Genomic DNA, 15,299 nt, shown 5'->3' on the forward strand with positions numbered 1-15,299 from the left:
AAAAAAAGTAAAAAATGCACTCAGTATTCCGAGAATCCAACAACCGGCATGCCCCCTGGGCCTTATGGCTGCTGTTGATGCTGCCACTTGTGCCGGGCCGCGCCGGCGCCCAGGCCGTTGCGCCTTCTGCTGCGGGCATTGTAAGGAACGAAGCCATGCAGGCGCTGGAAGGCGTGGCCGTGGAGCTGTTCAATGAATCCGGGAAAGTGATGGCCAGCGCCGTTACGAATGACAAGGGCGTGTTCACCCTGTCAAGGATCCCCGCTGGCGGCCCCTTCTATTTTGTGTTTTCCCATGTTGGCTATATGAAAGACACGCTCAGCAACTACATGGTGAACGAAACCACCCGCCTTTCCTTGTCTGTGGTGCTGAAAGACAAAACGAGAGAACTGGGGCCCGTTACCATCACGGCGCTGGGCATCAGGCGCGCTACCAAATCTCTCGGCTATTCAGTGGAGGAGCTGGGCGCAAAGGAATTTAACCGCGTTACACAGGAGAACTTCCTCAACGCCATGTCCGGCAAGCTGGCCGGCGTTACCATCAATTCTACCGGCGCGCCGGGCTCTTCCGTAAGCATGGTTATCCGCGGCGCTACTTCGCTGAGCAGCGATAACCAGCCCCTCTTTGTGATAGACGGGGTGCCACTGGTCAATACGCTCAACAACATCAGCGAAATAGGCAGCAACAACAAAGTGGATTACGGCAATGCCATTTCCGATATCAACATGGACAACATTGAGAGCGTAACCGTGCTGAAAGGCCCCAGCGCCGCGGCCCTTTACGGCTCCCGCGCGGGCAACGGGGTGGTGCTCATCACTACCAAAACCGGTAAAAAGGTAGACCGGCTTACGGTCAGCGCATCACAGAACGTGGTGTTCGACATACCGTACAAGTTCCTGCAATGGCAAACCAAATTCGGGCCGGGACAGTTTTCCGCTATTCCCGTATCAAGAAGCGGCAACCTGCTCAGCAATCCATTCGGCTCCCTCATACAGGAAAATATTGATGCCACCTACGGCGCGGAGCTGGATATGGGGTATGAGGAAGTGCAGTGGAACAGCCCGCTTGACGCTAACGGCAAGCCCATTCCCATGCCATTGGTATCTCATAAGAACAATGCAAAAAACTTCGTCAATACCGGTATTACTTCTACTTCAGCTATTTCACTGGCCAATAATAACAACCTGCTGGCCTACAGGATGTCTTACGCCAACATGACCCACAAGGGCATACTGCCTAATACGGACCTCTACAGGAACGCGCTCAACCTCAACTCCACGCTCAAGGTCACTTCCCGCATCAGCCTCAGCGCCAATGTGGATTTCAGCCGGAGCAATTCCAACAACCGCCCGGCGGGAGACAGGGGCACCAATCCCCTGCAATGGGTATACAGCGTATCCCCGCATATAGACATCAGAGACCTCCGCAATTACTGGATGCCGGGGCAGGAGGGCCTGCAGCAGCGAACGCAGTACAACGGCGTGTTCAACAATCCCTACTTCCTGGCTTATGAAGTGAACAACGGTTTTGTGAGAGACCGTGTTTTCGGCAACATCCGCGCAGACTGGAACATCACCCCCAAGCTGAACCTGATGGTACGGTATGCCATTGACAACTACAAGGAAGACCGGGAAACAAAAATTGCCAACAGCTACCTGGACTCGCGGAACGGCGCGTTCGGCATTATCAATATCAGCAACTTTGAGCGCAACACGGATGCGCTGTTGACATATAAAGACCAGGTGGGCGACTTTGACTTTTCTCTCTCCGCCGGCGGCAACCTGCGCTACCAGACGGGCAAAAACGTGACCAATGCCAGCAAACCCGGTACAGGACTGGTTGTGCCGGGTGTTTATACCCTGCAGAACATTTTGCCGGAAAACCTCAACTTTTTCAGCAACAGTTTCAGGAAGGGCGTGCAAAGCGTGTACGGCATGATCAACCTGGGCTATAAAAGCATGGTATACCTGGATGTAACGGGCCGTACAGACTGGTCCAGCACGCTGCCCAACGCAGACCCGTATTTTTATCCCTCGGCCTCGCTCAGCCTGCTGGTGAACGAAATGGCCGGCATTACCGGCAAGAACATCAATATGATCAAACTGCGGGCCGGCGTGGCCCGGGTAGGTAATGACGCCAGCCCGTACCAGCTGGCGGCCGTACTGGGCAACGCCGGCGCCTGGGGCGGCATTCCGCGCCTGTCTACTTCCGGCACCCTGCTCAATCCCTACCTGAAGCCGGAAACGGCCACGTCTTACGAAGGCGGCATAGACGTTACCCTGCTGAATGACAAGCTGCGCTTCAGCGGTACTTATTATGTAGTGGAGAACGAGAACCAGATCTTCAACACCAAGATCCCGCCATCTTCCGGTTACTCCTCAAAGAACATTAACGCGGGGCTGCTGCGGAGCCGCGGCATAGAGCTGACGCTGGGCGGTACGCCGGTGCAAACCCGCAACTGGCGCTGGGAAGTGAATGCCAACCTCACGCGCAACCGCACCAAGATAGTAAGCCTCACCAACGACATGCCGTATTACACCCTCTGGGAAGAAGCGCGCGGCGGGGCATGGACGTACGTTGGAGAAGACATTGGGGACATTTATGATGCGGAGCTGGTAACGGTAAAAGACGAAAAATCCCCATACTATGGTTACCCCCTGCTGGACGCTACCGGCAAATGGCAGGCCATAGACGCGCAGAATACGCGCAACAAGATCGGCAACTTCAACCCTGACTTTATCCTGGGCGCGCAAACCACGCTCAGCTACAAGAACTTCACGCTGAGCATGACGTTTGACTGGCGCAACGGCGGGGATTTTGTGTCGCAGACCTACCGCTATGGAGAGGAGCACGGCAACTCGCAGCGTTTCCTTGACAAGCTCATCAACCCCGGCAACCTGCGCGGGCAGGAGCTGGCGGATTACCTGCAGCAGCATGCCAACTCCATGATCTATGTCAACGGCAATTCTTTTCCGCTGGTAGGCGGGCCTACTCCTGAATACAATGGTTATCCCTTTACCTATGGGCCTTATACATTGCCGTACGGCGGCGTGTTCATTCCCGGCGTACGGGCTACGGGATATGACCCGCAGGGCAACCCCACCGGTTATATCGAGAACCTCGGCGGAGACGGTACGCTCACGCTGCCCTATGCCGGCAGCACCGCATGGTCGTTTACCAGGGCTTTCCTCTTTCCGGCCTCTTACCTGAAGCTGCGGGAGGTTTCCCTGGCCTATGAGCTGCCCGGCAACATTGCCAGGATGGTGCGGGCGCGCAATGCCAGTTTCTCCGTTTACAGCCGCAATATTATACTGTGGACGGCCGCCAAAATAGGCATAGACCCTGAGAACGCCTACCAGCCCGCCGCCGCGGTGCAGGGCTCCGGCATACAGTTCAAACAGGGCATAGAGAGATACAATGTAACGCCGTGGAGCATACCCGTCGGCATGAAACTGAACCTGACTTTTTAAATGAAGGAATGATGCAAAGCAGAACAATATATCAATACGCCGTGCTCGCCTGTTTGCTGACAGCGGCGGTCTTTGCGGTATCCTGCAAAAAGCACCTGGTATCGCTCAACGAAAATCCCAACGGGGCCAACCCCTCCACCACCAACCCTTCTTTTGTATTGTCTACCGTGCTCACAGAAACCGGCCGCGCTTATGTAGACCTGGGCTTTAACGACCTTGCGGGCGTTATGCAGCACACGCAGAAAGATGGTTGGGTAGGATCGCATAACGAGTATGACTGGGGCGGCTCCAACAGCTGGTCCGGCTACTACGATATTTTGCGCAACAACCAGCTGGTATACGAGAAGGCGGTGGAATCAGGCTTTGAGCTGCACCAGGGCGTGTCCCTGGTGATGAAGAGCATGCTCTTCGGCCTGATCACAGACCTTTGGGGCGATGCGCCTTACACGCATGCCCTGAAAGGGGACAAGGAGGGCGATGAGAACGCCCGCCCGCCGCTGGACCCGCAGGAAACCATTTACATGGGCATTCTGGCAGACCTTGAAAAGGCCAACGAGCTGCTGTCCAAACCCAAAAATGAATACACCAGTCCCATAGACGCGGTAGATGTATATTACCAGGGCGAGCCTTCCAAATGGCGGAAAATGGCCAACTCCCTCGCCCTGCGCTATTACATGCGCCTGGCGGAAAAGTTGCCGGCAGTGGCAAAAGCCGGCATAGAAAAAATAGTGGCCGGCCCTGATCAATATCCCATCATCACCAGCGCCGCGGAAGATGCCGCCATGCCTTTCATAGGTACCAGCGATGCGGATTCCTGGCCTACCAACAGTACGTATGACCGGGATAACGGCAGCCGTTACCGCCGCATCAAAATGTGCAATACGCTCGTTAACTCCCTGCAGGCCCTCAACGATCCGCGCCTGAGCGTTTGGGCCAGGAAGGTGGAATGTTTCCTGCTGGTAGACCCTTCCAAGCCTACCGGCACCGGCACCATCTATAAGGCCGTAGATACCATTGTAGCCGGCGAACCGCGGAAGGTGCGGTATATTTCGCCGGACGTGCTGGCCTCAAAAGGGTTAACTTTGGCAGACATCAACCAGGATGAGAACTATGTAGGCATTCCCCCCGCGCTGGTAGGCCCGGCGGTGTACAACCTGAGCAACGACGCGGCGCAGGCCTCCACCAATACCCATGTATCCTGGCTGAGCAGCATCTATGCGGAGCCGAAAGGCCCCTTGCTGAAAGCGCGCCTCATCTCCGCGGCGGAAGTGCATTTCATACTGGCGGAAGCAGCGGGCATAAAAGGCTGGGCCGCCGGCAACGCAGAGGCCCATTACAAAGCAGGCATACAGGCCAGCTTTGCCGCATGGGGCGTTTCAGACAAATACAACGCATATATCAACAGCCCGGCGGTGGCCTTCCAGAATACGCAGCAGCAGATCATTGAGCAGAAGTGGATCGCTGCGTGGAGCGCCGCAACGGAGGCCTGGTTCGATTATAAAAGAACAGGCTTTCCTGTGCTGACGGCCGGCCCCAATGCCAAAGGGCCCGCGGTGCCGGTACGGTTCTACTACATGCTGGATGAGCGGAACCTGAACAAGGCGAATATAGATGCGGCGGCCGCAAAGCTGGAAACCACCGGGTTTTCCGCTTACGGCGCCAACGGCCCGCAAAACAGCCCCTGGTCAAAACCCTGGGTGCTGCAGGGCACCGGCAAACCCTGGTAAATCCGAATTGTATATCATAATAGCTTAGCAATGAGAAAACCATTTGTAAAAAAGAGCGTACTGTTCCTTATTCCCGTTTTTTTTGTGCTGCAGGCACTTGCCCAGCAACAGGTAACACCCGCCAATGCCCTGCAAAGCTACCTGCACAATGGAGATAAGACCTTCAGCTGGGTAGTAAAGGATTCTTTTACCGTAAAGGACGTAAAAGCATACAGCCTGCTGTTCACCTCCCAGCAGTGGCGAGAGCATGTGTGGAAGCACCAGCTGACCGTTTTTATTCCCGCTGAAATTCAGCACGACGGGGCTTTGCTGTTCATCACGGGCGGCGCGCTGAAAGACGGCGAGCCCAAGTGGAACGGCGAAAAAGACAAACTGTTCCAGGGCGTAGGAAAAATAGCGGCAGACCGCAAGGCGGTAACCGCAGTGCTGCGCCAAACGCCCAACCAGCCGCTGTACAACAACCTGACGGAAGATGCCCTCATCTCCTTCACGCTGCATAATTTCAAAAAAGACAATGACTATACCTGGCCGCTGCTGTTCCCCATGGTGAAAAGCGCCGTGCGCGCCATGGATGCTGTACAGGCGTTCACCGCGGAAAAGGCCACCCCGCCGGTGAACAAATTTGTGGTGGCCGGCGCTTCCAAACGCGGGTGGACCACCTGGCTCACCGGCGCTAATGACAACCGCGTGGCCGGCATTGCCCCCATGGTAATAGATATTCTCAATATGCCCGTCAGCCTGGACTACCAGATACAGACCTGGAAAGAATACAGCATCCAGATAGAGGACTATGTGAAGCTGGGCATTCCGCAGGCCGCCCATACGCCCAGCGGGGAAGCCATCAACACCATGGTAGACCCTTATTCGTACCGGAAAACCCTCACCATGCCCAAAATGCTGTTCATGGGCACCAATGATGAATATTGGGTGGTAGACAATGTGAAGAACTACATCAACGACATTCCCGGCAAATACCTCCTGAACTACGTGCCCAATGAAGGCCACAGCATGGGAGACGGCCAGCAGGTGTTCAACGGCCTCAGTTCCTTTTTCGGGATGACCATCAACGGCGGCAACTATCCGCAATGCAGTTACACCACCAAAACGGGCAGAAAAGGCGTGAACGTTACGGCCAGGGCGTCTGCAGACCGCCTGCAGGACGTGATCGTATGGACGGCCACTTCTTCAGACCTGGATTTCCGGAATGACAAATGGTCATCCAAAAGCCTGGGCATTGCGCAAAAGTCAAAGGTGAAAGTAACGCAGCCTTTCCCGGCCAGCGGGTACGGCGCTTTTTATGTAGACTTCAAGTACCGGGACGAGAATGGGGGCAGTTACACCGTGAGCACACGGGTGTTCCTGACGGATACCCAAAAGGTCTTGTAAACGAAAAGATGCCTTAGACAGACGGGGCTGACCAAAAGTATTGGTCAGCCCCGTCTGTATTTGTATGGCATAAAAACCTGCGTACGTTTATGCAATGCTATGGGCCTTTATTTTATTTTTTGTTTAGCTCCTTGTTTATGCGTACTGTTTGGCGAACTTCATGAACAATTGCGCCAGCTTGTCTTGCTGGCCCTGCGGGTACACAAACTGGTACTTCCGCAGCAGCCTGAAATCCTTCACCGGTATGATCCTGAAATCTCCAGACTCCAGCTCGTGCTGCACTGCCTGCAGGGAAACAAAAGCCGCACAGGGCGCGTGGTGCAGGTAAGACTTGATGCTCTCCGTACTGCCCATGTACATGAGCACGTTCAGGTCAGACAGTTTCAGTTTTATTTTTTTCAGTTCGTCCGTGATCACTTCCAGCGTACCGGAGCCATGCTCCCGTACCAGCAGGGGAATTTTTTTCAGCTCTTCCGGGGAGATGCCCTGTTTATACTGTTTGAAATCAGCGTTGCTGATCAGCGCTATTTCATCTTTCGCAAATTCCACGTACTTCAGCATGGGGTCTTTGGAATGCCCCTCCGTGATGCCAAGCTGTATGCTTTTGTTTAGCAGCGCTTGTTGTATCTGCTCCGTGTTGCCGTAGGTGAGCGAGGTGCGGATGTCTGGGTACTGCTGGTTGAAGCGGGCCAGCAGGGGCGGGATGAAGTATTGCGCAATGGTGGTGCTGGCGCCGATGTTGAGCACGCCGCCCTGCTCATGCTTTAACTGGTTGATGTCAAACTCCAGGTTGCGGTAGCAGGCAAAAATGTTGCCCGTATGGTGCAGCAGTATTTTGCCCGCCTGGGTAACCTGTATTTTGTTGCCGATGCGTTCAAACAACGCAATGCCCAGTTGCTGCTCCAGCTCATGGATGTGTTTGGTAACCGCCGGTTGCGAAATAAAAAGCTCTTCCGCCGCCCGCGTAAAGCTGAGGCGCTTTGCAACCGTATAAAAAACTTTCAGCCTGAAATCGAACATGCACTAAAGGTACAATTTATGAAGGAGAAGGCCGGTACACAAATACCGGCCTTCTCTATACGTTGCTGAAAGTTGCGCGGGCTCAGCTTGCAATGGCAGGGTCGCTCATGCCGTCGCGGCCGTTCTCCGCGCGGCCGGCATAACGCTGCTCGAAACTTGCATCACCTTGTATGGTTACGCTGAAGTCATACCAGTGGTGGCTTTTTTGCAAGGGCAAATGCACGGTTTCCGTACCGCCCTTTGCCAGCTTGCGGGTGATCTCTTTATTGCCGTAGGCATTGTCCCGAACCACTACCGTAATGGGTGCGTCCTGTACGTTCTCCAGCTTCAGTTCCAGCGAGCCGGTGGGCTTTTTCAGTTTGGGATCAAGCTGGTCCTGGCAGGCTACCTGCAGCGCGGGCTGTTTTCCCTTAAATTCACGGAAGAAACCGTTGGGGCCATGCAGGCGCAGGTGGTATTGCCCGTTGCTGAAGGCGCTGGCGGGCCAGCTGTAATTGAGCTTGTCCCCGCGCTTCACGGCAAAATACCAGTTGCGGCATACGTCTTCGCCTGTCTTGTCTTTGTAGGCGCCCGGCGCGTACACGGTAAACGGCGAGCCGGCGCCTTCTTCTCCAAGATAAAGACCCGCGGACATTTCAATGTCAAAGCTCCTGGTGGCCGCGTTCCACTTGCCATCTGCCGCCAGTTGGTATGGCAGCGCCGTGGAGGGCCGCTGCCCCGGTTCCTGGTGGGTGGCGGGTTTCAGCGTAAGCCGGGCCGCTTCTTCGCGGGAGAGTTTTGTATAGCCGGAAGGCGCCTGTTTGAATTTGGCGTTGTAGATGTTCTTTACCATCTGGTCACGGTCAAGGAACGGGATGGCCGGCGGTTTGGCGCTGTCAAATGGAGTGAAGGCAGCCGTAAGGTCGCCGCAGATGGTGCGGCGCCATTCGCTGATATTGGCGGAACGGACGTTCTTGTTGAACTTCCGGTTCACGAACGTTTCCAGGAACTGCAGGGTGGACGTGTGGTCAAACACCTGGGAGCAGACTTTACCGCCGCGGCTCCAGGGAGACGCTATCAGCAATGGCACCCTGAACCCGAGGCCCACAGCGCCTTCGCGCGCACCTTTTTTAGGCACGCCCTGTTGCAGCTCGTTAGCCAGCCGTACATGTTCTATTTCAGTGTCTATACCGGCAGAAACCTTGCCGGTACCGGGTTTGGACAGGTCGGGAATGGAGAAAGGGGGCACGTGGTCAAAGTAACCGTCATTCTCATCGTAGGTAACGATGAAGATGGTCTTTTTCCATACCTCCGGTTTTTGCGTGAGGATGTCAAGCACTTCTGATACGTACCAGGCGCCGTACCACGGGGCGCTGGGGTGGTCTGAAAAGTTCTGCGGGCTGGCCAGCCAGGATACGGTGGGCAGCTTGCCCTCGTTCACGTCTTTCCTGAACTGGTGAAACAGGTCGCCGGCCGGCACCGTTACTTCGCGGGCTTCCTGCCCGTCTTCATACTTCAGCGTAGTAACCGTGCGGAAATCGGGGTCTCCGAAGTTGCGTACAAAGGCGCGCTCGTGCAGGCTTTTTTCTTTCGCTGACAGTTTTTCAAAGTTCACTTTGCTCCACATGGCCAGCTCAGCGCGGGCGCTATCTAGTGCTTCCTGTTTTTTGGCAATGTCTGTCCTGATCTTTTTGGCCGCCGCTTCGTCAGACGGCGTAGCTTCTTCCAGCTTGTTGATCTCATCAGGCAGGGTATCCGCCAGTATCTGCAGGTTCTTTACGTACCGGTCTGTGAACTTCACGTGGTAAGGCTCAAAAAACTCCAGCAGGTTGCAGCCAAAGTTGGCCAGCCACGACCTTTCTTCACCTTTGAACCCGCCGCCGCAGCTTACATCGTTCTGGTAGAACTTCCAGGCTATGCCGTTCTCTTCCAGCAGCTCCGGAAAGGTGCCCCAGTTCAGTTTGCCATAGCTGTAGTTGTCGTTGCGGATGTGCGCTTTTTGCAGGCCGTTTTCTTCCTGCATGATCCTGCCTGTCCAGAAAAAAGACCGGTTGGGCGTGGTGCTGGTCATGGCGGAGCAGAAATTCTGGTCGCACACCGTGAAAGCGTCTGCCATGGCATAGTTGAAGGGCAGGTCTTCCCGCGTGTAGTAGCCCATGGTCAGGGGCATGTCCGCATATTGTTTGTTGCCCGGCTTTTTGGCGGGCAGCCATTTATCGTATTTGCCCAGGTTGTTGGCATCTACCTGGCTGGCGCGGGAGTGAGGCAGGGCGCCCATCCAGGTTACCTTGGTGTCTTTGATGTCCAGGCGGAAAGGGCCGTAGGTTTCCCCCTTCTCGTTGGTTTGCAGGTACACGGAGTTTTTGTTGGGCAGGGTAATGGCGCGGGGATCGTTCCAGCCGCGCACGCCGCGCAGCGTGCCGAAGCAGTGGTCAAAAGAGCGGTTCTCCTGCATGAGTATCACCACATGCTCCGCATCCAGGAAAGTGCTGCCGGGCTGCGGGTCAATGGCCAGCGCACGCTGAATAGAGGTGGGGAGGACCGTAGCAACACCGGCGGCGCCGGAAAGCAGGATCGACTTCCTGAGAAATTCCCGTCTGGTATCCATATATTTTAAATGGTTTTAAATATTATGAAACATTTTGAAGGTTGGACAAAATAATAAAATAACTAAGTGTAAGTAAAAAAAAGTGATTAACGGTTTGTTACCATTTGATGGGCCCTACTTTATAGTTACTGATCTTGTCGGGAAAATGGGCCCTGACCTTTTCAGGTACTGCGTCTTGGTACCCTATCAATCTTACATAGCTGGTTAGACGTAACCGCAAACAGCAGCTCTAAAATGAGCACAGTCCCGATTTCTGTCTTTCAAAACGCCATTTTTAGATAACTTCCACCCCGGCACGCTCTCCGCTTCGTTAATTTCTAACCTCAGTCGAAGCGCTCTTGGAAAATTGCTAACGCCAATCGTTGGCATTTTAGAATCTATTGAATCCCCCTTGCCGCCCTGCCCCGCCAAATGCCTTACATTCAATAAAAAAACATGTTATGGCAACGCAAACAAGTTTATTAAAATTCACCGGGAAGGTGGGTAACCTCATCGGCTACCGGGTGGGCAAAAAGTACTACCTGCGTAGCGCGCCGGAGCAAGTACGGCAAAGCCCGCACAGCAAGGTGAGCAGCCGCCACTTCGGCAAGGCCAGCCGCCTGGGCGCTACCATGCGCCACGCCCTGCACGGCCTCTTGCACGTAAAGCAGGACAATACGCTCATCAACAGGTTGAACAAAAGCCTGCTGCACGTATTGCGGCAAGATGACCTGCACCGGCAGAAACGTTTTATACCGCGGTACTTCCGTGACCTGGAGCGCTTCTGTTTCACTACGCATGCAGACCTTTCCAGGGTATTGCCTGTAGAGGTGTCTGCCGTGCGCAATACAGACGGCAGCATTGCGGTAACCGTTCCCGCCATCCGGCAGCATTTGTGCAACCCCAGGGCCACGCATGTGGGCTTCAGGGCGGTGGCCGTATGCCTGGAGCGCGGTTTCGCCACGGCAAAGGCTGCCGCGTCGGATATGGTGATGCTGAAGGCGGATGAGCCATCGGCGGCGTTTTCGCTGACGGTACCGGCTGACGGCAACACGGTCACCTGTGTGATACTGGAAGTGACCAGCTGGCAGGTGGAACATGGCCGCCCGTACCTGCTGGGTAACCGGAAATTTATGGCGGCGGAGGTGATTGCTGTGCTGCAGCCGGAGGCAGCGATTGTTGTGCGGGAGGAACCCGTTCCGCATGGTACGCAGCGGCAGCCGCGGGTGCAGCCGCCGGTTGTGCCGGGTTTGGTCATTCATCATCCGCAACGGGAATAGCGTACACAACGCCTGGAGTGCCGGGATCGGTCATTCACCATCCGCAACGGGAATAGCGTACACAACGCCTGGAGTGCCGGGATCGGTCATTCACCATCCGCAACGGGAATAGCATACACTACGCCTGGAGGGCCGAAATCGGTGATCCATCATCCGCAACGGGAATAACCTCCGCTTCGCAGATCTTTTTATATCCTTTACCGCCTCCCCAGCCTTGCTGAACACCCCTTCATGCCCAAACCTCACTTTTTCTTCCTTAAAACACCCTGAAAACACTGTTCCCCCGCTGCTTTTTGCCTTGCGCGTGATATCCTGAACGTATTTCAGCACCCTTTTTTAGCCGGTGTTAGCTCAAAACGGCACCGCCAGATCATCCCTACACCAATTGCAGGGCATTTCCGCATCAAGTCCACCTATCGTTCGCTTTCCCTTCGCTGACCCTATAGTGTTCCTATTATGTTGACCCGGTGATGTAATTGTCTAGTCTTTATACGATAGGCCTCCGATCTAGGTATTTGTGATCATACTTGCTGTCTAGTAAATTTTTCGCCTTCGTCATCGGGTATGAGCCGCCTATGTTGCCAAGGATTGTGTAGAAATGGTTGACAAAATCTGAATAACAACCTGAACCGGCTCCTGACTACTAAACTAAACAATGTACTGCAGCAGGAATTGACCTATGATAATTCAGGCGGACTGTAGAGGTATAATCGTTATGCTTATTGTGTCAATAATCCGATTGCCTTTAAAACAAAAAGCTGTAAAATGATAAACAACCACGCCCATCCAACCTACACTTGAGATATTTGCGTAATTTTATCGCGCGTATAAATGAGTTGTGTGCAAGCTGAAAACTAACACAGAATTGAATAGAATAAATGACAATATGGAAACTTACATAGACGGATTTGTACTTCCCGTTCCACGAATTTACCTGAACGAATACAAGAACGTGGCTGAAAAAGTAGCTGAAATTTGGAAAGAATATGGAGCACTTGCATACTTTGAGTATGTCGGAGATGATTTAAAATTGGAAGGTACACGTTCTTTCATCGAATTAGTGGATTTGAAAGAAGATGAAATAATTGTATTTGGATGGGTTGTTTTCCCTTCAAAAGAGATTCGTGATAGGGCTAATAATCAAGTTCCCACAGATTCAAGAATGACGGAATTAGTTGCTCCATTAACCGACCCGAAAAGATTGATTTTTGATGCTAAAAGAATGGTATATGGAGGATTTCAATCACTCGTTCAGTCGAATACCAGTGAAGTTGGATAGACTACAAGTTATAACCTATAAAAGACAAAAAGGCAGCCACTAACAAGGGTTTGCAAAATGGCGGTACAGCTTCAGCAATACGGATAATATGGAAATACTAAGAAAACCCTTCGTCAAAGTTGGACAAAAAAAGCCCGCTCCTCTACAGCAGCGGGCTTTTATATGGCAGTTGTGTTAAGCAGCTAGAATTTATACCCCAAACTCACCCGCAGGTTCCTGCCCGGCTCCGCCTGCCAGTAGTAAAAGGTGGCATAGGCCGCCCCGCTGTAGAGGTAGGCATCCAGCAGGTTGAGCATATTGGCGTTGATGCTCAGCCGGTCTCGCTCCCAGGAAAGGCCGCCATCCAGCCGGAAATAGTCGGGGAGGTCTTTTTGGGTCACGGCACCCCAGGTCCAGGTGCTTCTGTCTCCCATGAAAGAAAAACCGGCGGAAACGCCCAGCCCTTTCAGGGCGCCCTGTTGCAGCCGGTAGTTGAGCCATGCGTTGGCAGTGTGTTTGGCAAAGCCCGGTACGGCAGCGCCTTCCGCCATGCCCTTGGTGGCTTTGGAAATTTTGGAGTCGGTAAAAGCGTAGTTGGCTATCAGCCCCAGGCCGGGCACTATCTGCCCGCGCAGGTCAAATTCCACGCCTTCCGTTTTTGTTTGCCCCAGTTGCAGGGAAAAGTTTTCGCCGGGCTGGTTGTCGGGGTCGTTGGAGAGCTGGTTATTTTTCAGGATGCGGTATACGGAAGCGGTGGTGTTCCACCGGCCGCCCATCCAGTCTCGCTTCACGCCAAACTCAATGTTATTGCCGGTGATGGGTTTCACCTTTTCCCCGCTTCTGAGCAGGCCTGTTTGCGGCACAAAGCTCTGGTCATACAAAGCGTAAACGGACGTGTGCGCGTCAATAGAACCGCTGATGCCCACGCGGGGCGTGAATTTCTTTTCAGACACTTTGGTGCCGTAAGAAGATTCTTCTACATAGGTGAAGCGGCCCGCCAGGGTAAGGCGTATCCTGTTCTGCCAGAAGCCCAGCTCATCCTGCAGGTATACGCCGGTATAAGACTGGTTAATGATATTGCTGCCGGCGCGCTCGCGCAGGCTTTTGCTGCGGTCAAAAGAGGGCAGGCCGTTGGCAGGCCGGCCGTATACGGGCTGGTAGATATTGAAATAGGCGCCGGCTGAATCCAGGTCGTGGCCCTGGTTCCAGTCTGCCATGTATTCTTTGTTGCCCAGGTCAAGCCCGCCGAGTATGCGGTGGCGGATGGCGCCGGTGGCCACGTTGCCGTTCAGGAAGAGCTGGCCGTATTTGGCTTCATTGGAAGCGTCCCAGATGCTGACGTTGCGGATCATGGTGCCGTCTGCGTTCACTTCTGTGGGCCACATGGAGCTGCCGGTTTGCCGGTAGGAAAAATAGGCGGCCTGCGCCGTCAGTTTCCACTGGTCTGAGAAGTTGTGCTGCATGTTCACCATCACGCTATGGTCGTCTATCACGGTGGGGTCGAGGTTGGGCTCCGCGGTGGTGAAATCCCGCGGGCGTACGGCGTAATCATCCGCCGCAAATACGTAGTAGGTGCCTACGTTAGACATTTTTGCGTGCTGCAGCGTATACTCCAGCGTAAGCGTGGTCTTGTCATCTACTTTATAGCTCAGTACAGGCGCAATGCTGTAGCGGTTGGTGTACTCATAGTCCCGGAAAGAATTTTTGGTCTGGCCCATCAGGTTGAGGCGGTAGAGGAGGCGGCCGGTCTTTTCCAGTTTGCCGTCCAGGTCAAGCGTGGCGCGGTAAAAGTCGTAGCTGCCCAGTGTAATGCCGGCTTCGCCGCGGGTAACGCCGGTAGGTTTTTTGGTCACCACGTTGTAAATACCGCTGGGCTCGCCGTTAGACATCATGAACCCGGCGGGGCCTTTTACAAATTCCACGCGTTCCACAAAGCTCATGTCTTCGGTGAGCGGCCCCCAGGAGGAGGTTACGTTCATGCCGTTGCGGAAGGCGGAAGCGCGGGAGCCGCGCATGTTCACGCGGGCATACATGTCTCCCCAGTGTTCCAGCCTGGTGGCGCCGCTAACGTTGCGGATGAGGCCGTCGCTCATGCTGGTTACCTGCTGGTCTGCCAGCACCTTGCTGGTTACCACCTGTATGTTTTGCGGGGTCTCTATCAGGGGCGCCGCCAGGCGCAGGGTAGGGGAGTTCAGCAGGTCTTTGTAGGAGCCGCGGTGCTGGGTAACCGTGAACTCCTGCAGGGTTACACTGGAAATGTTCAGCACCACCGTTACCCGTACCGTTCTGTTGGCCACTACGGTAACGGGTTGTGCGGCGTTTTCCTGCCCCAGGTAAGACACGGCAATGTCATAGTTGCCGGGCTTGATCTCACGGAGCAGGAAACTGCCGTCTTCCTGAGTGATGGCCATTTTGGCGGTACCCTTCAGTATAATTGAAACGGCGGGGGCCGGGTGCCCGTCAGAAGTGGTCACCTTTCCCCGTATATGGCCGTTGCCTTTTTCTTCAGTAGCGTAAAGCGGGTGCGAAAGCACCATAGCTGCCAGCAGGCAGTATAAATAGTGTAGCGTTGTACGGAACATGTAGTGTAAA

At 54.3% G+C, this 15,299-nt stretch carries 8 protein-coding genes; 5 read left to right on the forward strand and 3 right to left on the reverse strand.

The window, feature by feature from the left end; genetic code table 11:
* Positions 1-14 precede the first annotated feature (14 nt).
* Genes D3A97_RS14185 through D3A97_RS14195 form a run of 3 tightly spaced genes read left to right on the forward strand, consistent with a single transcriptional unit; the run spans position 15 to position 6,583 of the window.
* On the forward strand, positions 15-3,470 hold the full coding sequence (locus tag D3A97_RS14185) for a SusC/RagA family TonB-linked outer membrane protein (protein ID WP_198673995.1): 3,456 nt from the start codon (positions 15-17) through the stop codon (positions 3,468-3,470).
* Positions 3,471-3,481: 11 nt separating this feature from the next.
* Complete coding sequence (locus D3A97_RS14190; RefSeq protein ID WP_119079571.1) at positions 3,482-5,197, forward strand: SusD/RagB family nutrient-binding outer membrane lipoprotein; 1,716 nt, start codon at positions 3,482-3,484, stop codon at positions 5,195-5,197.
* Positions 5,198-5,227: 30 nt separating this feature from the next.
* Positions 5,228-6,583 (forward strand): PhoPQ-activated pathogenicity-related family protein, encoded by a 1,356-nt coding sequence (locus D3A97_RS14195; protein WP_119079142.1) that lies wholly within the window; start codon positions 5,228-5,230, stop codon positions 6,581-6,583.
* 135 nt (positions 6,584-6,718) lie between these two features.
* Here the strand turns inward: D3A97_RS14195 and D3A97_RS14200 are convergent, their stop codons facing one another.
* Together D3A97_RS14200 and D3A97_RS14205 are read right to left on the reverse strand one after the other, a co-directional pair.
* Entirely contained in the window at positions 6,719-7,603 is an 885-nt protein-coding gene (locus D3A97_RS14200; protein ID WP_119079143.1) for a LysR substrate-binding domain-containing protein, read from the reverse strand.
* A gap of 82 nt (positions 7,604-7,685) precedes the next feature.
* The gene (locus D3A97_RS14205) at positions 7,686-10,190 is read right to left on the reverse strand and encodes a phosphocholine-specific phospholipase C (RefSeq protein WP_119079144.1); all 2,505 of its coding nucleotides are present in this window, start codon (positions 10,188-10,190) and stop codon (positions 7,686-7,688) included.
* A gap of 440 nt (positions 10,191-10,630) precedes the next feature.
* Between D3A97_RS14205 and D3A97_RS14210 the strand changes: the two genes are divergently transcribed.
* Entirely contained in the window at positions 10,631-11,449 is an 819-nt protein-coding gene (locus D3A97_RS14210; protein ID WP_119079145.1) for a hypothetical protein, read from the forward strand.
* Between the two features lie 886 nt (positions 11,450-12,335).
* Positions 12,336-12,728 carry a DUF1428 domain-containing protein gene (locus D3A97_RS14215; RefSeq protein WP_119079572.1) on the forward strand — a complete coding sequence of 131 codons (393 nt, stop codon included), beginning with the start codon at positions 12,336-12,338 and terminating at the stop codon, positions 12,726-12,728.
* Positions 12,729-12,910: 182 nt separating this feature from the next.
* Here D3A97_RS14215 and D3A97_RS14220 read toward each other — a convergent pair whose 3' ends face one another.
* Positions 12,911-15,289 (reverse strand): TonB-dependent receptor, encoded by a 2,379-nt coding sequence (locus tag D3A97_RS14220; RefSeq protein WP_232825966.1) that lies wholly within the window; start codon positions 15,287-15,289, stop codon positions 12,911-12,913.
* Positions 15,290-15,299 lie beyond the last annotated feature (10 nt).

This window comes from Chitinophaga alhagiae (assembly GCF_003568665.1).
In the GTDB taxonomy this organism is placed as follows: domain Bacteria; phylum Bacteroidota; class Bacteroidia; order Chitinophagales; family Chitinophagaceae; genus Chitinophaga; species Chitinophaga alhagiae.